We start from the raw sequence: 21,051 nt of genomic DNA on the forward strand, positions 1-21,051 counted from the left end.
AATTAACGACTCAATAAAAAGCAGCGACTTATCGCTGCTTTTTTCTTTTCAGTTTTCTGCTGAACTCTGTGCAGTTTCAGCTCAATCGCTAGTTAACGGCAGTCTCTTCTTCACCATATTCAAATGCTCGGATTACCTGCTTCACACCTGAAATGTTGCGTGCTACTTCCGTCGCGATATCTGCATGTTCATGAGATACTAAGCCCAGCAAGAATACTTCTGAATCTTCAGTGATGACTTTTACTTTGATGCCGTTAAGCTCTGAGTTAGCCAGTAGAGCCGATTTCACTTTAGTGGTAATCCAGCTGTCTTTGCTAATAGCACTAACAGAGAGAGGCTCTTTCACGCGAATCTGGTTGTGAATCGTTTCGATACCAGGTACATCTTTCGCTTGGCTTTCAAAAGAGCGGCGCTCAGCATCTGTTGTTGCTTGGCCCATTAGTACCACAGAGCCGCGGTAAGAGCTGGCAGTAACACGAACGCTACCGCGGTATGGCTGTTTATTCGTGATGGCTGCGACTTCAAATTCGATATTGTTGTCGTTCCAAATCTCTTTGGTGGTACGCGTATCAGTGACAATGTTTGCTGTGGTTGCTGCACCAGCAATGAAAATGCCAGCACAACCAGATAAAGATAGTGTAAGAAGCGAAACACTAATCAGCTTGAATAGCGTTTTAGAGGTAAATACGTTCATTGTGATGCTCCGTATATCACTCATCGTGAGCAGGGAAGAGTACTTGATCGATAAGGTCACATAGGCAGTGCAGTGTCACCATGTGCACTTCATGAATGCGTGCGGTACGGTGTGATGGGATGCGGATTTCAACATCGTGCTCACCAAGTAACCCCGCCATTTCACCACCATCTTTACCGGTGAAGGCGATGATAGTCATGTCACGAGTTACAGCGGCTTCCATCGCTTTGATGATGTTCTTACTGTTACCACTAGTAGAGATAGCCAGTAAAATATCACCCGTTTGACCGAACGCACGTACCTGCTTAGAGAAGATCTCTTCGTAGTGGTAGTCGTTTGCAACCGCAGTGAGTGTAGTGTTGTCTGCGGTAAGGGCCATTGCTGGTAGGCTAGGGCGCTCAGTTTCAAAACGGTTAAGTAGGCATGATACAAATTGCTGAGCGTTTGATGCGGAGCCACCATTACCACAACAAAGGATTTTGTTTCCGTTGAGCAAGGTAGCAACCATAGCTTGAGCTGCGTGCGTGATTGCGTCTGGTAGTGCCTCTGCAGCCGCAATTTGGATTTGAATACTTTCTGTAAAACTTTCTTTAATGCTGTCTAGCATGTTTATCCTTGGGTAATCGCGTTTTGAATCCAGTCGATATGATCATCAGGCCCTTCAATGGCAATGATGTCAAACCTGAAATCTGTGGAGTGTACCGACAAGCCTTGCTGTATCAGCCACACTTGAGCTGTTTTGAGTAGCCTTTGTGACTTTTTCGCTGTCACCATCTCAGCGGCATGTCCGTAGCGAGTTTGCTTACGGTATTTTACCTCGGCAAACACAATCGTATTGTTATGGCGCATTATAAGATCAATCTCGCCACATTTTGCTATGAAGTTTTGTTGAATTAACGATAAACCGTGGCGGGTCAGGTAGGCCTTAGCCACAGCCTCGTATTGATCACCCACTTGTTTATGGGTGACCGTTGCTTTGGATAAGAATGTTCGGCTAAAAAGCCCCATGCTCAGTCCAGCTGATTTCACGTTGTACGACACAGTTGTTGTCGATAGTTAACATGCCAGTTTCACCAGGAATACTGTAACCTTGCACGGCTTTCATCTGTGGTAGCGCGTCCATTAGGTAGTATGCATCCATACCTAGCGCTTGCAGACGTTTCTGGTCGTTTGAATGTGCAGGCCATAGTTCGTTAAGCTCTTTGTTAAGTTTACCTTTGTTTTCAACCAGCAGTGGGATATCGCTATAGAATACACCTGTTAGGTCTTCATACTGTTTATCACCACTGTTGCTGCGTGAGTTAGAGAACAGAGTAGGCTGGCTAGCATCTGGGTTGATCGCAACTTCAATGAACGGCTTGATCAGTGTTAGCTCTGAGTTCTTCGCCACGATGTAGACAGAATCAATATCACGACGACTGCGTGGTTCGCTCTTTAGGTCTAGATCAAGTAGGTTATCCATTTGCGCGATGCGCTGTTGGCTCTCTTGTAAGCCGAATATCTGATTCACGTTGCGCTGAAGCTGGCGTTTGTCAGAGAAGAAACTGATCGCCACATCGTTGTTGCTGTATTTCTCCCACTCTTCTTTAAACGCTTGCTCAACACGATCACCAAGACGCCCCTTCGGAGCTAGAATCAGTGGGTATTTGTAGCCTTGAGCAAACAGGTGTTTTGCCGCTTGAGCAACCTCTTGCTCAGGTGATAGAGCGAGGTAACAAATCTTGGTGTCAGGTTCTAGCTGAGTTGGAATATTCAGAGCTAAAGCCGGGATTGAATTCTCTTGATTTTTTTGTGCTTGCTGAAGTTTAGTGATGTTGCTCTTAATCAGTGGACCAACAATGAAGTCAACATTGTTCTCTTCTAGTGTCGCTTTAATCTCAGCTGCACTTTTAACATTGGTATCCATAACTGTTAGTGTTGCATCTTCTTTACGCTCTTTGTCGTTCATCATCGCAAAGATAAAACCATCACGTACCAGTTGTGCTTGCTTACCATATTTCCCGGTTAGCGGTAGCAACAGTGCAGTACTGGTTGGTTTGCTGATCTCTAACGCTAGGATGTCATTGATTGCTTGCGGTGTGAAAGTAGCAGCAGGGTGCTGAGGGTTCTCGGCTAACCAATCAGACAGGGTTTCTTGTAGGTTTGGAAGGTTCGAGTTAAGCGTCTTCATATAAATAGCGAGCTGTAACCAACCGGCTAAAACGTCTTCCGTCGGTGACGTTTTTAGCTCTAGGATCTCATATTGAGAGTAGCTGTTGAGATTTTGCCAAATTCGATCAGCAGTTTGCTGTTGGATCTCGTCGCTATCTTCTGCGTACTCAGAATAAAGAACAAGTTCACGACTCGCCTCGAAATACTCGCTTCGCATCTCGGAAATATTCGCGCGCAGCTCGTGGTAATCTTTCCATTGCTCGTTTGGCAGTTTCCACCAAGGCTGGAAGTTTAGTTGGCTGTACGCTTGATCCGGCTGTGAGTTATTCACCAACAGTTGAGCTCGAGCGAGTTGCCACTCTGCTTGCTGAGCTTCAGTGAGCTCTTGTTTTGCTAAGCGTTTGATAAGCAAAGTCGCTTGGTCGGTTTTGCCAGCTTGTACAGAAGCTTTAAGCGCCATGATTAACCAGTCGTTTTGTAGGCTTCCTTTGCTAGTATCCGCTTGCATCATGTAACTTTCAGTGGATTGCACTGGATCTAGTGTAATATCTACGCTTGTTGGTGTTTGCGGACCTGAAGAACAAGCCGCCAATGTAATTGCCAATGCAATTGGAGTTAGTAAGCGTGGTACACTGAGTCTCTTATGGTTCATCGTTGCCATGAGTTCTTTAAATTCCGTATAAATTTGTATCTATATTAATCGTTGAAGTGATGGTAAACAAATGACAGATAACAAAACCTTGCTCACAGAGAGCCCAACTCTCTACATTGTGCCTACCCCAATCGGAAATTTGGGAGATATCACTCAAAGAGCAATTGAAATTTTATCAAGTGTCGATGTTATTGCAGCCGAAGACACACGCCACACGGGTAAGCTGCTTGCTCACTTCAATATATCAACCAGAACGTTCGCTTTACATGATCATAATGAACAAACTAAAGCTCAAGTTCTAGTCGAAAAGTTATTAGAAGGTCAGTCTATCGCATTAGTCTCTGATGCGGGTACACCTTTAATCAGTGACCCAGGTTACCATCTTGTATCACAATGTCGTCAAGCTGGTGTGAGAGTTGTGCCACTTCCTGGTGCTTGTGCTGTGATTACGGCATTGAGTGCGTCAGGTTTACCATCGGATCGCTTTAGCTTTGAAGGCTTCTTGCCACCAAAGAGTAAAGGTCGTAAAGATAAGTTCCTAGAGATCGCGAAAGCAGAGCGCACGTGCATCTTCTACGAATCACCGCACCGTATTTCTGACTCTCTACAAGATATGCTTGAGGTCTTAGGTCCTGACCGTGAAGTTGTGTTGGCGCGTGAGTTGACTAAGACTTTCGAAACCATTCAAGGCCTACCTCTTGGTGAGTTGATTGAGTGGATTGAAGAGGACGCGAACCGTAAACGCGGCGAGATGGTACTCTTGATTCATGGTCACCGCGAAGAAGTGAGCACAGAACTACCAGATGAAGCGACTCGCACGCTGGGTATTTTGACCAAAGAACTGCCTCTTAAAAAAGCGGCGGCAATGACAGCAGAAATCTACAACCTGAAAAAGAACGCGCTGTACAAATGGGGCTTAGAGCACCTCGATGGCTAATGCTTCTGCAGTGATTTAACGCTGATACAGATAAAAGAGCCTGCAATGAGCACCTTTTATCTGTATCTCTCATCCGCTCTTAGCTCTTAGCTCTTTCTCATCTCGAATCTCGCCATCCGCATCTGCTCCTAATTCTCTTCGAATCCTGCATCTCGCCACTCTTATTTGATCTTTAGGTCAATTCCCCATCAGTTAATCATTGGTTTGCACGATATTTGTGATCTCGCTAGACACTGCACACTAATCTCTATACAATCCGCCTCGGAGTTGAACGGGTAATCGCTGCTTTGCTGATGTCCTTCGGGAGACTGACGTTGAGGTCCTTCGGGAAACTGACGTTGAAGTCCTTCGGGAGACTGGCAGAGGGGAGGAACGTCCGGGCTCCATAGAGCAGGGTGCCAGATAACGTCTGGGGGGCGCGAGCCCACGACAAGTGCAGCAGAGAGAAGACCGCCGATGGCCTCATTTCTTAGGAAGGGGCACAGGTAAGGCTGAAAGGGTGCGGTAAGAGCGCACCGTGCGACTGGTAACAGTTCGTAGCAAGGTAAACTCCACCCGGAGCAAGATCAAATAGGCCCTCACATTGCGTTGCTCGCGTATGGGGGCGGGTAGATTGCTTGAGCCTGTGAGCGATTGCAGGCCTAGACGAATGGTTACCGCCGCGCAAGCGGAACAGAACCCGGCGTATGTGTCAACTCCACCCATTTTAAGAACCCATCATTACTTAACGGTAGTGATGGGTTTTTTGCTTTATATTGACGTAAATTATTTAGATTTCCTTAAAATCCGTCATCTTGGTATGAGCTTGGGGCAAAATTCCCAAAGCCTGTAAACAATATGGTGGAGATACAGCGTGAAATCAGTACACTAAAACGTTAACAGAACAAATTACTGCCGAACTAATGGCTCAATCCACTCACTGAGAAGACTATGACAGAAGCATTCAAACATATTTCAGTATTGCTTAACGAATCTATTGACGGGCTTGCGATCAAACCTGACGGTACCTACATCGATGGTACTTTTGGCCGTGGTGGTCACAGCCGTACAATCCTGTCTAAACTGGGCGAGAATGGACGACTATTTAGTATCGACCGCGATCCACAAGCGATTGCAGAGGCACAAAAAATTGATGACCCTCGCTTTACTATCATCCACGGTCCATTCTCAGGCATAGCTGAATACGCAGAGCGTTATGATTTAGTGGGTAAAGTTGACGGTGTTCTGCTGGATTTAGGCGTTTCTTCCCCCCAACTTGATGACGCTGAACGTGGCTTCAGTTTCATGAAAGATGGCCCACTAGATATGCGTATGGACCCAACTTCGGGCATTCCTGTATCTCAGTGGCTACTAGAAGCGGATCTTGATGACATCACTTGGGTGATTCGTGAGTTTGGTGAAGACAAGCACGCTCGTCGTATCGCGAAAGGCATCATCGCTTATCAAGAAAATGAAGAGAATGAGCCGTTAACTCGCACTGGCCAGTTGGCTAAGCTTATCTCTGATGTAGCACCAAAAAGCTTCAAAGAGAAAAAGCACCCAGCAACACGAGCTTTCCAAGCATTCCGTATCTACATCAACAGTGAACTAGAAGAGATCGATACAGCACTAAAGGGCGCAGCAAGCATTCTTGCTCCAGAAGGCCGCCTGTCTGTTATCAGCTTCCACTCACTTGAAGACCGTATGGTGAAGCGCTTTATTCGTAAAGAGAGCCAAGGCCCACAAGTGCCTCACGGTCTTCCTTTAACGGAAGAACAGATCAAAGCGCTAGGCAGTGCTGTTCTTAAGCCGGTAGGTAAAGCGATCAAACCATCGAAAGGCGAAGTGGATGAAAATACGCGTTCACGTAGCTCAGTATTACGAATCGCAGAAAAGCTATAGTCAATGAAGACCTCCAAGCCGAACTTGGCCAAGATAATATTTTTTGATTTGATCTCCGTGGGTAAAGTCCCATTGGTGTTGCTTATCTGTATCTTCGCGAGCGCAATGGGGGTCGTTCTCACGACACACATGTCACGTCAGGCAATCACGCAAAAAGACATGGCATTGAGTGAGCGTGAACAGCTTGATAATGAATGGCGAAATTTAATGCTTGAAGAGACGGCTCTGGCTGAACACAGTCGCGTTCAAGCATCGGCAAAACGAGAGCTAGACATGAAACGTCCAGACTCCGACAAAGAAGTTGTGATCACACTGAAATGACCGGAAAAAAGGAAAAAGCACCCGCGAAAACCGTTAAGAAACCAACGAAAGAGCGAGTGAAGAGCGAAAAGGACTCGGATCCAATTCTGATTAAATGGCGTTTCAACGTCGTTATTGCCTTTGTGTTGGTTGCCTTTTCTCTACTAGTCGGTCGTGTGGCTTACATCCAAGTCATTGAACCAGATAACTTAATTCGTCAGGGCGACCTTCGTTCTGTACGTGTCAAGGCTATTCCTTCTGCCCGCGGTATCATTTCAGACCGTAATGGCGAGCCACTTGCTGTTAGTGTGCCTGTTGAAGCAGTATGGGCCGACCCAAAAACTATCTTCGATAAAAATGGCATGGCCCAAATTGATCGTTGGTATGCACTAGCTGATGTACTCGGCTTAGATCGACAATCGATGATCAACAAGATCTCCAGCGACAAGTCTCGTCGTTTCATCTATCTACAAAGACAAGTTAGCCCCGCGATGGCTAAATACATCCGTGACTTAAAGCTAGTGGGTATTGGTCTTAAAGCAGAATCTCGTCGTTATTACCCAGCCGGCGAAGTCAGCGCGCATCTCATTGGTGTGACCGGAATTGACGGACACGGCCTAGAAGGTGTCGAGCGCAGCTACGATAAGTGGCTAACGGGTGAAGCTGGTAAACGTACAATCCGTAAAGACCGTTACGGGCGAGTAGTTGAAAATATTGCACTAGAAGAGCGTGAAGAGGGTAAACCACTCGAATTAACTATCGATCAGCGCTTGCAAGCCATCGCTTATCGAGCGATTAAGCAGGCGGTAGCTGATCACAAGGCGACATCTGGTTCTGCAATCTTGTTAGATGTAAAAACAGGTGCGGTTTTGGCCATGGTCAACGCGCCGTCTTACAACCCAAACAATCGTGCTGACTTACAAAGCTTTAAGATGCGTAACCGCGTGATCACCGATGCTTTTGAACCAGGTTCGACGGTTAAGCCTTTTGTCGTTCTAGCCGCTCTCGAAAATGGCACCGCGGATGCGGATACTGTGATTGATACGGGCAACGGCATCATGCAAATCGGTGGTAGCCGTGTACGTGATACTTCCAAAGTTGGTAAGGCTGACTTGGCGTTAATCCTTAAGAAGTCGAGTAACATCGGTGTGGCGAAATTAGCACTGGATATGCCGCTTGAAGCGCTACTGGGTATGTACAGTTCTGTTGGTCTTGGTGAGATGTCTGGGCTGAACCTAGTGGGTGAAACTGCCGGTATTTTCCCTAACCGTCGACGCTGGTCTAAGTTTGAAATTGCTACCTTATCCTTTGGTTATGGCCTAGCGATTACTCCGCTTCAATTGGCTCATGCCTATGCGACGCTAGCGAATCACGGTGTTTACGAGCCTATCCATATCGTCAAAAGCAACGGCCAAGATTTCTCAAAACAGATCATCAAGCGCGAAAATGCTGAGTTGGTTTTGAACATGTTAGAAGGCGTAACCCAAAAGGGCGGTACAGCGACAAGAGCTGCCGTGCCGGGTTACAGAGTAGCAGCAAAAACAGGTACATCTAGAAAAGCGATTTCCGGTGGTTATGGAGACGAGTACTTCGCCTATACCGCTGGTGTTGCTCCAGTCAGTGATCCAAGAGTCTCTTTGGTTGTGATGATCAATGAACCTCAAGGTGATCTCTACTATGGTGGCTCAGTTGCAGCCCCTGTTTTTTCTGAAATCATGAAGGGCGCACTGCAAATTCTGAATGTCCCTGCTGATGAAAACAAGTTTCAAGAATAGAGCTAATCAGGATTCAATATGAGTAATAGCCTCACGCTGTCATCTTTACTTTCTCCTTGGGGAGACTTTAGTGCTCCCGAGTTAGCGTCGATTGCGGTTGAGCAATTGGAGCTAGACAGTCGTGCTATCAAGGACGATGATATTTTTGTTGCCATTGTAGGGCATGCCGTCGATGGTCGTCGTTTTATCGATAAAGCTGTTGCTCAAGGTGCAAAGGCGGTCATTGCACAATCAAGCGATGACAAAGCGCACGGCTTGGTTGAATGGTTAGATGCAGTGCCGGTAGTTTATGTTTCAGAGCTAAATGTAATTCTCTCTGAACTGGCGGGTCGTGTTTATTCTTCTCAAGCAACCAAATTGATTGGCGTTACTGGCACCAATGGCAAAACCACCATCACTCAATTGATTGCTCAGTGGCTAGACCTAGTGGGTCAACGTTCTGCAGTAATGGGCACTACGGGTAACGGTTTTCTAGACAACCTCAAAACGGCGGCGAATACGACTGGTAGTGCGATTGAAATACAGCGCACACTGAGTGAGTTAGCTGAAGAAAATGCCGTTTATACCGCAATGGAAATCTCTTCTCATGGTTTGGTTCAAGGCCGAGTCAAGGCGTTGGACTTTGAGGTTGGCGTCTTTACTAACCTGAGCCGTGACCATTTGGATTACCATGGCACGATGGAAGAGTACGCACTGGCTAAGAAGAGCTTGTTTACTCAGCACAAGTGTAAGCACGCAGTGATTAATGTGGATGATGAAGTCGGTAAAACTTGGATGGCAGATCTGTCCAATGCAGTAGCTGTATCATTGCTGCCATTATCGGGTTACCAGCAGTCAGTATGGGCATCGGATGTTGCCTATGCAGAGACAGGCATCAAACTCGCTTTTGACGGTAGCTGGGGGCAGGGGCAACTGTCTGTTCCGTTAATTGGTCAGTTCAACGCCTCAAATGTATTGGTTGCTTTCGCGACATTACTTTCACTAGGCATCGAGAAGCAAACCTTGGTCGACTCAGCACCTCAACTGCAACCAGTTATTGGTCGTATGGAATTGTTCCAAGTACCACATAAAGCAAAAGTAGTGGTCGATTACGCGCATACACCAGACGCACTAGAGAAAGCCCTGGCAGCACTGCGAGTTCACTGCTCTGGAAAACTATGGGCAATCTTTGGCTGCGGTGGTGATCGAGATACTGGCAAGCGCCCTATGATGGCGGTGACCGCAGAGCAGTTCGCCGATAACATTATTATTTCAGATGACAATCCTCGCAGCGAAGAGCCTGCATTGATTGTTAAAGACATGCTGGCCGGCTTAAATGAGCCTGATGCAGCCTTTGTTGAACACGATCGTTTTCAGGCGGTTAAGTTTGCTTTAGAGCAGGCGGGTAATAACGACATTATTCTTCTGGCCGGTAAAGGCCATGAGGATTACCAAGTACTGAAAGACAAAACGATCCACTATTCGGATCGAGAGTCTGCGCTACAACTTTTAGGTATTTCATAATGATTGATGTATCACTCGAGCAGATCTGCTCAGCGGTGAACGGTCAGCTGTTTGAGGCTGGCAAATCGAGCAATAGTGTGATCAATGCAGTTTCTACCGACACTCGTACTGTTGAAGAAGGTGCGTTGTTTGTTGCTCTCGTTGGTGAACGTTTTGATGCGCATGATTTTTGCGGTCAGGCTGTTGAGGCCAATGCGAGTGCGTTATTAGTCGAACGAAAACTTGACTTAAATATTACTCAAGTTGTTGTTGAAGACACTAAACTTGCTTTAGGTCAGCTAAGTGCTTGGATTCACGAGCAATGTAACGTTCCAACTATGGCGATTACAGGCAGCTGCGGCAAGACGACAGTAAAAGAGATGGTTGCAAGCATTTTGCATCAACGTGGCAAGGTGCTGTTTACAGCGGGTAACTTCAATAATGATATTGGGGTACCGTTAACTCTGCTACGCAGTGAGCCAAGTGATGATTACGCGGTGATCGAATTAGGCGCCAATCACATCGGTGAAATTGCTTATACCACTCAGCTTGTGAAACCACAGGTTGCTTTGGTTAACAATGTCGCAGCGGCACACTTAGAAGGTTTTGGTTCTATCGATGGTGTGAAGCAAGCGAAAGGCGAAATTTTTCAGGGGCTTGCTGCTGGTGATACTGCTATTGTTAATCTAGAGAGCAATGGTGGTGACTTCTGGAAGGATGTGCTTGCAGATAAAAGCGTACTGACCTTTTCCGAAAGTGATGATAAGGCAGATTACTTTGCGACGAATATTCGCATCAATGAGCAGGGTGAAGCTTGTTTTGATATGCAGACTCCGCAAGGTGCCATTGATGTCGAACTTGGCATTATCGGTCAGCACAATGTGGCAAACGCATTAGCGGCAGCTGCACTGAGCATTCAATTCGGTGCCACGCTTGCAGAAATTAAAAGCGGTTTAGCGAATCTTATCTCTGTGAAAGGCCGAGTTGAGGTTCAACAATTAAGTCAGAATATCAAGCTGATAGATGACAGTTACAACGCCAGCGTACCGGCAATGAAGGCTGCAGCTAAATTGCTGTCGAGCTTCAAAGGTCAGCGTTGGTTGATTTTAGGCAATATGGCTGAATTAGGCGATGAAAGCCTTGCACTTCACTGTCAAGTCGGTGAATATGCTGCCCCATTCGCTTTTGAGCATGTACTCACTTACGGTGATGATACCAAGGTGATTAGTGAAGTGTGTAATGGCACTCACTTTGCAACGCATGAAGCGATGATCGCGCACATAGAGCAGCACTTGAGCTTGCCAGAAAACGTGCCACATACCTTGTTGGTAAAAGGCGCTAATAGTGCAGGAATGAGTAAAATAGCCGCTGCTTTAAAGGAGAACTTTTCATGATAATTTGGCTTGCAGAGCTACTACAGCCACACTTTTCTTTTTTCCGTTTGTTCGAATACTTATCGTTTCGTGCAATCGCGAGTATTTTGACGGCTTTATGCCTGTCGCTGTGGATGGGACCTCGCTTAATTGAGCGTCTGCAAATGCTGCAAATTGGCCAAGTTGTTCGTAACGACGGCCCTGAGTCTCACTTCAGTAAGCGTGGAACACCAACCATGGGGGGGGTAATGATCCTTGCTGCGATCATTACTACAGTCTTGCTTTGGGCTGACTTATCAAACCCTTACGTTTGGGCGGTGCTTGTCGTGCTAGGCGGTTACGGTGCAGTTGGTTTTGTTGATGATTATCGTAAAGTCGTTCGCAAGAACACTGATGGTCTGATTGCCCGTTGGAAGTATTTCTGGCAGTCGGCGATTGCTTTGGTAGTGGCGTTTGCTCTGTATGCTCACGGACAAGACACTGCAGCAACACAATTAGTAGTGCCTTTCTTTAAAGATGTGATGCCACAACTTGGTTTACTGTACATTGTTCTAACTTACTTTGTTATTGTGGGTACCAGTAACGCGGTAAACCTAACTGATGGCCTAGATGGCTTGGCGATTATGCCAACGGTTATGGTTGCAGCGGGTTTTGCTGTTATCGCTTGGGCGACTGGTAACGTTAACTTCGCAGCCTACCTACACATTCCATACATCCCATATACCTCTGAACTGGTTGTGGTATGTACTGCTATCGTTGGTGCTGGTCTTGGCTTCCTATGGTTCAACACTTACCCAGCTCAAGTATTCATGGGCGATGTTGGCTCTTTAGCACTGGGTGGTGCGTTAGGTGTGATTGCGGTACTTGTTCGTCAAGAGTTGGTATTAGTGATCATGGGTGGTGTGTTTGTTATGGAGACCTTGTCAGTAATTCTGCAAGTTGGCTCTTACAAATTACGTGGCCAGCGTATTTTCCGTATGGCACCGATTCACCACCACTACGAGCTTAAAGGCTGGCCAGAACCACGTGTTATCGTGCGCTTTTGGATCATCTCAATGGTATTGGTACTGATTGGCTTAGCGACACTGAAAGTTCGTTAATCCTATGTGAGCCTCTGTTATAGGGGCTCTTTAAAACTATTAAGAGCATCTTGTTTAAATGGAACGTTGGCAAAATATTCAAAATGTAGTGGTTGTGGGGCTCGGTATTACCGGGCTCTCTGTCGTTAAACATCTCGTAAAATATCAGCCTCATACGCATGTGAAGGTCATTGATACGCGAGAGCTGCCACCAGGAAAGGAATCTTTGCCTGAATCGGTAGAGCTACATTCTGGAAGTTGGAATAGCCAATGGCTAGCTGAGGCTGACTTAGTGGTTGCTAACCCGGGAATTGCTTTAGCGACGCCGGAAATTCAAGGTGTCCTTCATGCAGGAACGCCTGTCGTTGGTGACATTGAGCTTTTTGGTTGGGCAGTCGATAAGCCTGTTGTGGCGATTACTGGTTCAAATGGTAAGAGTACCGTGACGGATTTGACTGGTGTGCTTGCAAAAGCTGCTGGGCTTAACGTTGGTGTTGGTGGCAATATTGGTATTCCTGCCCTAGACCTCCTAGAACTTGATGCCGATGTATATGTCCTTGAACTTTCAAGTTTTCAGCTAGAAACCACCTCGAATTTAAAACTTGCTGCTGCGGCATTCTTAAACTTGTCTGAAGATCATATGGATCGCTATCAAAGCATGGCTGATTACCGTGAGGCCAAGTTAAGAATCTTTAATAACGCGCAGTGTGCGATTGTAAATCGTGAAGATAAAGATACTTATCCTGACCAAACATTGCCATTGGTGACTTTTGGCCTAGATAACCAAGAGTTTGGTGTATCAACGATTGATGGTAGTGAGTGGCTGGTCGATAACGGTAAACCTGTCCTTACTACTCAAGATTTAACATTGGTTGGACGTCACAATGTGGCAAATGCGTTAGTCTCTCTTGCACTATTGAAGCAAGTTGGTATCGAATACAACAAAAGTCTAGAGGCTTTGAAAGCCTATAACGGTTTGACGCATCGTTGCCAAGTGGTGGCTGATAAGCGCGAAATCAAATGGGTTAATGACTCCAAAGCAACCAACGTAGCCAGCACATTGGCGGCTCTGTCTGGTTTGGAATATCAAGGTACGCTATATCTTCTGGTTGGCGGCGTGGGTAAAGGTGCTGATTTTAGCGAGTTGGAACCAGTATTAGCGCAACTTGAACGTGTTCAATTGTGTTGTTTCGGTGAAGATGCAGATCAATTCATGCCACTACACCCATCGGCACAAAAGTTCGATACCATGCAGCAGATAATCGAATCCATCTCGCCACAGCTGGTGGCGGGAGATATGGTGATGCTGTCTCCGGCGTGCGCAAGCTTCGATCAATTTAATAATTTTATGGCAAGAGGTGACGCGTTCACTGAGCTTGCTCATGAGTATGCTTAACGTGTTGAAGGACTAACATTCAGTGCAAAGAGTCAAAGAGATTAATCAATCTATCTGGCAGTGGCTAAACCGTGCTACTCCAGAGGCGCTTTACGATCGTCAATTGGTGTGGATTGCTCTGGGGCTAATGCTGACAGGTTTGGTGATAGTGACGTCTGCTTCCTTCCCCATCAGTGCTCGTTTAACCGATCAGCCGTTTCACTTTATGTTTCGTCACGCGATCTTCCTGCTGCTCGCACTGGGAGTATCCAGTGTGATATTGCAAATCCCGATGAAGCGCTGGTTTCAATACAGCATGTACCTGTTAGGATTATCCTTCTTCTTGCTGGTTGTGGTACTAGCAGTCGGTAAGTCAGTTAACGGTGCATCTCGTTGGATACCTCTTGGGCTATTTAACTTACAGCCTGCCGAGGTCGCTAAGCTTTCCTTGTTTATCTTCATGGCGGGCTACTTGGTTCGTAAACAAGACGAAGTGAGAAAAACCTTCTTCGGTGGTTTTGCAAAACCCATCATGGTGTTTGGTGCTTTTGCCGTCTTGCTACTTGGTCAACCCGACTTAGGTACCGTAGTTGTAATGTTGGTGACCCTGTTTGGCATGCTGTTCATTGCTGGTGCCAAGTTGTCACACTTTATTGCCTTGATGGTCGCTGGTATTGCCGCCGTCGTTGGTTTGATTGTCATAGAACCTTACCGTGTTCGACGTGTGACTTCATTCTGGGAACCATGGAATGACCCATTTGGTAGCGGCTACCAATTAACTCAATCATTGATGGCATTCGGCCGTGGTGATTGGATGGGGCAAGGGCTTGGTAACTCGATTCAAAAACTCGAATACCTACCAGAAGCGCATACTGACTTTGTATTTGCGGTCTTGGCTGAAGAGCTTGGCTTTGTCGGTGTTACCTTAGTATTAATGTTGATCTTCAGCTTGGTGTTAAAAGCCATTCTGATTGGCAAAAAAGCCTTTGAACATGATCAGGTGTTCAGCGGCTATCTGGCTTTTGGTATTGGTATTTGGTTTGCGTTTCAGACGCTTGTTAACGTAGGTGCTGCATCTGGCATCGTTCCAACTAAAGGTCTAACCCTACCGCTAATCAGTTATGGTGGTTCGAGTTTAATTATTATGTCGGTAGCGGTATCAATGCTGCTGCGCATTGACCATGAATGTCGAATGCAGCAAAAAGAACAAGCTGATAATCCAAACGAATTAGTAGAATAAGAATCTAACGCGATGAAACAAAACAAAAAACTTTTAGTGATGGCTGGCGGTACCGGCGGTCACGTTTTCCCAGGATTAGCAGTAGCGAAAAAGCTTCAGCAACAAGGTTGGGAAATTCGCTGGTTAGGCACAGCAGACAGAATGGAAGCGGATTTGGTGCCAAAGCATGGCATTGAGATCGACTTTATTAAAGTGAAAGGCCTGCGTGGTCAAGGCATTAGCAAGTTAATTAAAGCTCCATTCCAAATTATTAATGCCATACTTCAAGCAAAGCAGCATATCAAAGCATGGCAGCCTGACGTGGTACTTGGCATGGGTGGCTATGTGAGTGGCCCAGGTGGTATTGCGGCATGGTTATCAGGCATTCCTGTTGTTTTGCATGAACAAAATGCAGTGGCGGGTCTAACCAACCAATGGCTATCTAAGATTGCGAAAAAGGTTTTCCAAGCCTTCCCTGGTGCATTTCCTACCGCTGAGGTAGTGGGGAACCCAGTTCGTGAGGATGTGGTTGCTTTACCGGAGCCAGAGCAGCGCATGGTTGAGCGTGATGGCGATATCCGCATTTTAGTTATGGGTGGTAGCCAGGGGGCTAAAATCCTCAACGATACTTTACCTGTTGTGATGGAACAGCTTGGAGAAGGCTTCAGTGTCATGCACCAAGCGGGTAAGAACAATCAACAGCAAGTGATTGAACAATACAAATCACATTCTGTAGATAATGTTCAAGTAACTGAATTTATTGATGATGTGGCGCAAGCTTATGAGTGGGCCGATCTACTAGTGTGTCGCTCCGGCGCGTTAACTGTATCAGAAGTGTCTGCAGCCGGTGTCGGTTCTATTTTTGTTCCGTTTATGCATAAAGACAGACAGCAAGCACTGAATGCCGACCATTTGGTTGAATGTGGTGCGGCGTTAATGATTGAACAGCCACAACTGACGGCTGAAAAGTTAGCGAATACCATCGCTGAGCTTGATAGAAATGAATTAAACATGATGGCAACGAAAGCACGTAAAGCAGCCAAGCTTGATGCTGACGTTACCGTCGCTGAAGCGATTAAAGCTTTAGCAAAATAATGAGACTGAATTGATGACGATTGAACATACCCAAGACTTAGCGCAAATCCGTGCAATGGTGCCAGAGATGCGCCGTGTTAAATCTATCCACTTCATTGGTATTGGTGGTGCTGGAATGAGCGGGATTGCTGAAGTCTTGCTTAATGAAGGTTACCACATCACTGGTTCTGATATCGCTCAAAACCCAGTTACAGAGCGTTTAGTTAGCAAGGGTGCGACTGTTTTCATTGGTCATCAAGCAAGTAACGTTGCAGATGCAAGTGTGGTGGTGGTATCAACCGCTATCAACGAAGAGAACCCTGAGATTATTGCTGCTCGTGAAGCGCGCACGCCTATTGTTCGTCGTGCAGAAATGCTGGCTGAGCTGATGCGTTTTCGTCACGGTATTGCTGTGGCAGGTACGCACGGTAAGACAACAACGACTGCTTTAGTTACACAGATTTACTCTGAAGCCGGCCTAGATCCAACGTTTGTAAACGGTGGTTTAGTGAAAAGTGCAGGTACCAATGCACGATTAGGATCGAGCCGTATCTTGATCGCAGAAGCTGATGAGAGTGATGCATCATTCTTACACCTGCAACCTATGGTGAGTATCGTAACCAATATCGAAGCCGATCACATGGATACCTATGGCGGTGACTTCGAAACGCTAAAGCAGACGTTTATCGACTTCTTACACAACCTACCATTCTACGGTCAGGCTGTGATGTGTGTGGATGACCCTGTTGTTCGTGAGCTTATCCCTCAAGTTAGCCGCCAAGTGATTACTTACGGTTTCTCAGAGGATGCGGATATCCGTATCGAGAACTACGTACAAGAAGGTCAGCAAGGTAAGTTCACTGTGGTTCGTGAAGGTAAAGCGAACCTTGATATTACGCTGAACATCCCAGGTCGTCACAACGCACTGAATGCATCGGCGGCGATTGCAGTGGCAACGGAAGATGACATCAGCGATGAAGCGATCCTAAAAGCGATGGCAGGAACCGAAGGTACTGGACGTCGTTTTGATCACCTTGGTGAGTACGAAACAGGTAACGGTGTCGCAATGCTGGTAGACGATTACGGCCATCACCCAACGGAAGTTGATGTAACGATTCAGGCTGCTCGTAGCGGCTGGGCCGATAAGCGTCTCGTGATGATTTTCCAGCCGCACCGTTATAGCCGGACTCGTGATTTATATGATGATTTTGCGAACGTTCTTGAGCAGGTTGATGTCTTAATCTTATTAGATGTTTATTCTGCTGGTGAGAAACCTATTGCAGGGGCAGACGGGCGCTCATTAAGTCGAACGATTCGTGGGCGTGGTAAGATTGACCCAATCTTTGTTGCTGATATCAACACGCTGCCATCGGCTTTAGCGAATGTAATTCAAGGCGGCGACCTTGTACTGACGCAGGGTGCCGGTGATGTTGGTCGTGTTGCTAAGCAGCTAGAATCATTACAGTTAGACATTAATAAAATGAAGAACGTGTAGCAGAATACTGTCTACATACTGTGGTCAATCGCTCACTTCTTGCGATTGACCTAAAATTAACCAAAAATCTTATTATCAACGTTTGATAGTTTGATTTTGCTCAGTATAATTCACAGGTTAAAGTAAGTGCTTTTACCTCTATTACGAAGATAGGGAATAGAATTGCGAACCAACGACAGGGAAGGCGGGCTTTGGTAGAAAGTACTTTTAGCGAAAACCGCCACCTATTCAGTTTACCATCGTTAAAGAAACAGGCCCTAGGCGGGTCCTTTTTTGTCATGGTATTGCTATTCATTGGGTTTCTTTTCTATACCATACTGACTTGGATGTGGGACGATCAACGATTGCCTCTTTCCAAAATAGTCATTCAAGGTGACTTAACTTATGTAACCGCTGGTGATGTTCAACATGCTTTTGGAAGACTCGAGCATATTGGTACATTCATGTCACAAGACATTGGTGTGTTGCAAGACAGTTTAGAAGCATTGCCTTGGGTGTCAGTTGTCTCTATTCGTAAGCAGTGGCCAGACACAATAAAAGTATTTTTGACTGAGTATCATGCGGCAGCAATCTGGAACGGCAACATGCTGTTGAATGATGATGGTCAGGTGTTTAATGGCGATATCGGCCTTGTGAAAGGCGATAGAGTTAAGCTTTACGGCCCAGATGGCACCAGCCAAGAGGTGATCGAAAAGTGGAGGAAGATAACCCCTTTGATTAACACTCTAGGGTTAACGGTTACCTCACTTGTTCTCAACGAACGTCGCGCTTGGCAAATAATCCTAGATAACGGTATCCGTTTAGAACTAGGTAAAGATTCTTTAGATGAGCGTGTTGAACGCTTCATTTCGCTTTACAACGAACTTGGTAGTAAGGCGAATCAAGTGAGCTACATCGACCTCAGGTATGATACGGGAGCCGCTGTAGGCTGGTTTCCAGAGCAAGAGTTAGAAGAGAGCACAGATGACTAAGACCGCAGATGACAACATAATCGTTGGTCTTGATATAGGCACTGCGACCATATCAGCTCTGGTTGGTGAAATACTGCCTGATGGTCAAATCAATATCATTGGCTCTGGGCAAAGCCCATCCAGAGGTATGGATAAAGGTGGTGTGAACGACCTAGAGTCGGTAGTTAAGTCGGTTCAGCGAGCAATTGATCAAGCAGAGTTGATGGCCGAATGCCAAATCAGCAATGTGTTTATCTCGCTATCAGGCAAACATATCGCAAGCCGAATTGAAAAAGGCATGGGCACTATCTCTGATGAAGAGGTGTCTCAAGACGATATGGATCGAGCGATCCATACCGCGAAATCAATTAAAATAGGTGAAGAGCAGAGAATTCTGCACGTGATCCCACAAGAATTTACCATTGATTATCAAGAAGGGATTAAGAACCCACTTGGTCTGTCTGGTGTTCGAATGGAAGTGAGCGTTCATCTAATTTCTTGCCATAGCGACATGGCAAGAAACATTATTAAAGCTGTTGAACGATGTGGTCTCACTGTAGAACAAATCGTGTTTTCAGGACTTGCCTCAAGTAATGCGGTAATTACTGAAGATGAGCGAGAGCTCGGAGTGTGTGTGGTTGATATCGGCGCGGGCACAATGGATATTTCCATTTGGACTGGCGGCGCACTACGACACACAGAAGTCTTTTCCTACGCAGGAAATGCAGTAACCAGTGATATTGCCTTCGCTTTCGGTACGCCAGTGAGTGATGCCGAAGAGATAAAAGTAAACCATGGTTGCGCTCTGAGTGAGCTCGTTAGCAAGGATGACTCTGTTAACGTCCCAAGTGTTGGTGGTCGCCCATCGAGAAGTTTGCAACGACAAACTTTGTCGGAAGTGATTGAACCACGTTACACTGAACTTATGGGGCTCGTTAACCAAACTATCGATACGGTTCAATTACAGCTACGAGACGAAGGCATTAAACACCACCTTGCAGCTGGCGTCGTCCTCACTGGTGGAGCGGCACAAATTGACGGATTGGTAGAGTGTGCGGAACGTGTTTTCCGCAATCAAGTTCGAGTTGGTAAGCCATTAGAAGTTAGTGGCTTAACTGATTATGTTAAAGAGCCGTATCATTCTACGGCGGTTGGTTTACTTCATTACGCAAGAGATTGTCAGATCAGTGATGAAGGTGATTACAGCGAACCTAAGCGTTCAGCACCTTCGATGTCTGGTTTATTTGGTAAATTGCGTAATTGGATACAAAAAGAGTTTTAACCTGAGTTGCAGGAAAAAACGGAGATAACACATGTTTGAACCGATGATGGAAATGTCTGACGATGCAGTAATTAAAGTCGTTGGAGTTGGTGGCGGTGGCGGTAACGCTGTTGAGCACATGGTACGTGAATCAATCGAAGGCGTAGAATTCATCAGTGTTAATACTGATGCGCAAGCACTTCGTAAAACAAGCGTGAGCAGCGTGATCCAAATTGGTGGTGATATCACTAAAGGTCTTGGCGCTGGTGCAAACCCACAAGTAGGCCGTGATGCAGCTCTCGAAGATCGAGAAAGAATTAAAGAAGTTCTAACTGGCGCCGATATGGTATTTATCGCAGCTGGAATGGGCGGTGGTACTGGTACAGGTGCTGCTCCAGTTATTGCTGAAGTTGCGAAAGAGCTAGGTGTGCTAACCGTTGCTGTTGTAACAAAGCCGTTTAGCTTTGAAGGCAAAAAGCGTCTAGCGTTTGCTGAGCAAGGTATCGAAGAGCTTTCTAAACATGTGGATTCATTAATTACGATTCCAAATGAAAAGCTACTTAAAGTACTCGGCCGTGGTGTTACACTGCTAGAAGCTTTCGCAAGTGCAAATGATGTACTTAAAAACGCTGTACAAGGTATCGCTGAGCTAATTACTCGCCCTGGTATGATCAACGTCGACTTCGCGGATGTTCGCACCGTAATGTCGGAAATGGGTCATGCAATGATGGGTAGCGGTATCGCAAAAGGTGAAGACCGTGCTGAAGAAGCTGCTGAAACGGCAATTTCTAGCCCACTACTAGAAGACATCGACCTAGCTGGCGCGCGTGGCGTTCTTGTGAACATCACAGCAGGCCTAGATATGCGTCTAGATGAGTTCGAAACAGTAGGTAACACAGTTAAGGCATTCGCTTCTGATAACGCAACAGTTGTGATTGGTACTTCTCTAGACCCTGATATGACGGACGAAATCCGTGTAACTGTTGTTGCAACAGGTATCGGTACAGAGAGAAAGCCAGATATTACATTAGTTGCTGGTGGTAAAGCTAAGGTTGCACCAACCCCTCAACCACAAGTCGCTGCACAAGCTGCACCAAAAGTGGAAGAGAGAATGGCACAGCCATTGCAAGAAACAACTGAGGTAAAACCTCAAGTTAAGCCGCAGCCAACAACGTCGCCTGTTTCTTCAGGTACAGGGGCTGGCCAAAGTGCCGCACCTAAAGCTGAAAAAGAGAGCGGATACTTAGATATTCCAGCATTCTTACGACGTCAGGCTGATTAACAATTACCCAAAAATTGACTATCGTCTAATTAATGGTAAAATTCGCGGTCGGTAAATACTGGCCGTGATTT

Annotated in this window: 18 protein-coding genes and 1 other RNA gene; 15 read left to right on the top strand and 4 right to left on the bottom strand. The window is 46.1% G+C overall.

Annotated features, from left to right (window positions below):
- Positions 1-88 precede the first annotated feature (88 nt).
- From ACTRWI_RS03110 to ACTRWI_RS03125, 4 genes are read right to left on the bottom strand one after another with little or no spacing between them, the layout of a single operon-like run.
- Positions 89-694 (bottom strand): BON domain-containing protein, encoded by a 606-nt coding sequence (locus ACTRWI_RS03110; protein WP_499129289.1) that lies wholly within the window; start codon positions 692-694, stop codon positions 89-91.
- 16 nt (positions 695-710) lie between these two features.
- Positions 711-1,301, bottom strand: coding sequence for a phosphoheptose isomerase (locus tag ACTRWI_RS03115; RefSeq protein ID WP_499129291.1), 591 nt, complete (start codon positions 1,299-1,301; stop codon positions 711-713).
- 2 nt (positions 1,302-1,303) lie between these two features.
- A complete protein-coding gene (locus ACTRWI_RS03120) occupies positions 1,304-1,702 on the bottom strand; it encodes a YraN family protein (RefSeq protein WP_499129293.1) in 399 nt (132 codons plus the stop codon).
- Positions 1,689-3,506 (bottom strand): penicillin-binding protein activator, encoded by a 1,818-nt coding sequence (locus ACTRWI_RS03125; RefSeq protein ID WP_499129295.1) that lies wholly within the window; start codon positions 3,504-3,506, stop codon positions 1,689-1,691. Before ACTRWI_RS03125 ends, ACTRWI_RS03120 begins: the two co-directional genes overlap by 14 nt.
- 61 nt (positions 3,507-3,567) lie before the next feature.
- On the opposite strand from ACTRWI_RS03125, the gene rsmI reads away from it, so the two are divergent.
- The 15 genes from rsmI to ftsZ all read left to right on the top strand — a co-directional run bounded on the left by rsmI (position 3,568) and on the right by ftsZ (position 20,980).
- The gene (gene rsmI, locus ACTRWI_RS03130) at positions 3,568-4,434 is read left to right on the top strand and encodes a 16S rRNA (cytidine(1402)-2'-O)-methyltransferase (protein ID WP_499129296.1); all 867 of its coding nucleotides are present in this window, start codon (positions 3,568-3,570) and stop codon (positions 4,432-4,434) included.
- Positions 4,435-4,697: 263 nt separating this feature from the next.
- Positions 4,698-5,137, top strand: an RNA gene (gene rnpB, locus ACTRWI_RS03135) — RNase P RNA component class A.
- Between the two features lie 227 nt (positions 5,138-5,364).
- Positions 5,365-6,315 (top strand): 16S rRNA (cytosine(1402)-N(4))-methyltransferase RsmH, encoded by a 951-nt coding sequence (gene rsmH / locus ACTRWI_RS03140; RefSeq protein ID WP_499129298.1) that lies wholly within the window; start codon positions 5,365-5,367, stop codon positions 6,313-6,315.
- Between the two features lie 3 nt (positions 6,316-6,318).
- The gene (ftsL, locus tag ACTRWI_RS03145; protein ID WP_017062901.1) at positions 6,319-6,636 is read left to right on the top strand and encodes a cell division protein FtsL; all 318 of its coding nucleotides are present in this window, start codon (positions 6,319-6,321) and stop codon (positions 6,634-6,636) included.
- Complete coding sequence (locus ACTRWI_RS03150) at positions 6,633-8,390, top strand: penicillin-binding transpeptidase domain-containing protein (protein WP_499129299.1); 1,758 nt, start codon at positions 6,633-6,635, stop codon at positions 8,388-8,390. Before ftsL ends, ACTRWI_RS03150 begins: the two co-directional genes overlap by 4 nt.
- Positions 8,391-8,408: 18 nt before the next feature.
- Complete coding sequence (gene murE / locus ACTRWI_RS03155) at positions 8,409-9,893, top strand: UDP-N-acetylmuramoyl-L-alanyl-D-glutamate--2,6-diaminopimelate ligase (protein ID WP_499129301.1); 1,485 nt, start codon at positions 8,409-8,411, stop codon at positions 9,891-9,893.
- Entirely contained in the window at positions 9,893-11,266 is a 1,374-nt protein-coding gene (locus ACTRWI_RS03160; RefSeq protein ID WP_499129303.1) for a UDP-N-acetylmuramoyl-tripeptide--D-alanyl-D-alanine ligase, read from the top strand. Before murE ends, ACTRWI_RS03160 begins: the two co-directional genes overlap by 1 nt.
- Positions 11,263-12,345: a phospho-N-acetylmuramoyl-pentapeptide-transferase gene (gene mraY, locus ACTRWI_RS03165; RefSeq protein WP_499129305.1), complete on the top strand. Its 1,083-nt coding sequence runs from the start codon at positions 11,263-11,265 to the stop codon at positions 12,343-12,345. Before ACTRWI_RS03160 ends, mraY begins: the two co-directional genes overlap by 4 nt.
- A gap of 58 nt (positions 12,346-12,403) precedes the next feature.
- Entirely contained in the window at positions 12,404-13,720 is a 1,317-nt protein-coding gene (gene murD, locus ACTRWI_RS03170; RefSeq protein WP_499129307.1) for a UDP-N-acetylmuramoyl-L-alanine--D-glutamate ligase, read from the top strand.
- Between the two features lie 40 nt (positions 13,721-13,760).
- Positions 13,761-14,939: a cell division protein FtsW gene (gene ftsW, locus ACTRWI_RS03175; RefSeq protein ID WP_499129375.1), complete on the top strand. Its 1,179-nt coding sequence runs from the start codon at positions 13,761-13,763 to the stop codon at positions 14,937-14,939.
- Between the two features lie 12 nt (positions 14,940-14,951).
- Positions 14,952-16,013, top strand: coding sequence for an undecaprenyldiphospho-muramoylpentapeptide beta-N-acetylglucosaminyltransferase (gene murG / locus ACTRWI_RS03180; protein ID WP_499129308.1), 1,062 nt, complete (start codon positions 14,952-14,954; stop codon positions 16,011-16,013).
- A gap of 13 nt (positions 16,014-16,026) precedes the next feature.
- Positions 16,027-17,487 carry a UDP-N-acetylmuramate--L-alanine ligase gene (gene murC, locus ACTRWI_RS03185; protein WP_499129310.1) on the top strand — a complete coding sequence of 487 codons (1,461 nt, stop codon included), beginning with the start codon at positions 16,027-16,029 and terminating at the stop codon, positions 17,485-17,487.
- 191 nt (positions 17,488-17,678) lie between these two features.
- Positions 17,679-18,458, top strand: coding sequence for a cell division protein FtsQ/DivIB (locus ACTRWI_RS03190; RefSeq protein ID WP_499129311.1), 780 nt, complete (start codon positions 17,679-17,681; stop codon positions 18,456-18,458).
- Positions 18,451-19,719 (top strand): cell division protein FtsA, encoded by a 1,269-nt coding sequence (gene ftsA, locus ACTRWI_RS03195; RefSeq protein ID WP_004740737.1) that lies wholly within the window; start codon positions 18,451-18,453, stop codon positions 19,717-19,719. The genes ACTRWI_RS03190 and ftsA overlap by 8 nt, the downstream gene beginning before the upstream one ends.
- Before the next feature lie 31 nt (positions 19,720-19,750).
- On the top strand, positions 19,751-20,980 hold the full coding sequence (ftsZ, locus tag ACTRWI_RS03200) for a cell division protein FtsZ (RefSeq protein ID WP_499129313.1): 1,230 nt from the start codon (positions 19,751-19,753) through the stop codon (positions 20,978-20,980).
- Positions 20,981-21,051: the final 71 nt, after the last annotated feature.

The organism is Pseudoalteromonas sp. G5_S1_14_S5, from assembly GCF_054968605.1.

What these genes read in the sequence shown, in the direction of transcription:
- ACTRWI_RS03120 (WP_499129293.1), bottom strand. Translation starts at nt 1,702, where the DNA reads ATGGGGCTTTTTAGCCGAACATTCTTATCCAAAGCAACGGTCACCCAT.
- rsmH (WP_499129298.1), top strand. Translation starts at nt 5,365, where the DNA reads ATGACAGAAGCATTCAAACATATTTCAGTATTGCTTAACGAATCTATT.
- ACTRWI_RS03115 (WP_499129291.1), bottom strand. Translation starts at nt 1,301, where the DNA reads ATGCTAGACAGCATTAAAGAAAGTTTTACAGAAAGTATTCAAATCCAA.
- ftsL (WP_017062901.1), top strand. Translation starts at nt 6,319, where the DNA reads ATGAAGACCTCCAAGCCGAACTTGGCCAAGATAATATTTTTTGATTTG.
- ACTRWI_RS03110 (WP_499129289.1), bottom strand. Translation starts at nt 694, where the DNA reads ATGAACGTATTTACCTCTAAAACGCTATTCAAGCTGATTAGTGTTTCG.
- murG (WP_499129308.1), top strand. Translation starts at nt 14,952, where the DNA reads ATGAAACAAAACAAAAAACTTTTAGTGATGGCTGGCGGTACCGGCGGT.
- murD (WP_499129307.1), top strand. Translation starts at nt 12,404, where the DNA reads ATGGAACGTTGGCAAAATATTCAAAATGTAGTGGTTGTGGGGCTCGGT.
- rsmI (WP_499129296.1), top strand. Translation starts at nt 3,568, where the DNA reads ATGACAGATAACAAAACCTTGCTCACAGAGAGCCCAACTCTCTACATT.
- murC (WP_499129310.1), top strand. Translation starts at nt 16,027, where the DNA reads ATGACGATTGAACATACCCAAGACTTAGCGCAAATCCGTGCAATGGTG.
- ACTRWI_RS03150 (WP_499129299.1), top strand. Translation starts at nt 6,633, where the DNA reads ATGACCGGAAAAAAGGAAAAAGCACCCGCGAAAACCGTTAAGAAACCA.
- ftsA (WP_004740737.1), top strand. Translation starts at nt 18,451, where the DNA reads ATGACTAAGACCGCAGATGACAACATAATCGTTGGTCTTGATATAGGC.
- ftsZ (WP_499129313.1), top strand. Translation starts at nt 19,751, where the DNA reads ATGTTTGAACCGATGATGGAAATGTCTGACGATGCAGTAATTAAAGTC.
- ACTRWI_RS03125 (WP_499129295.1), bottom strand. Translation starts at nt 3,506, where the DNA reads ATGGCAACGATGAACCATAAGAGACTCAGTGTACCACGCTTACTAACT.
- ACTRWI_RS03160 (WP_499129303.1), top strand. Translation starts at nt 9,893, where the DNA reads ATGATTGATGTATCACTCGAGCAGATCTGCTCAGCGGTGAACGGTCAG.
- murE (WP_499129301.1), top strand. Translation starts at nt 8,409, where the DNA reads ATGAGTAATAGCCTCACGCTGTCATCTTTACTTTCTCCTTGGGGAGAC.
- mraY (WP_499129305.1), top strand. Translation starts at nt 11,263, where the DNA reads ATGATAATTTGGCTTGCAGAGCTACTACAGCCACACTTTTCTTTTTTC.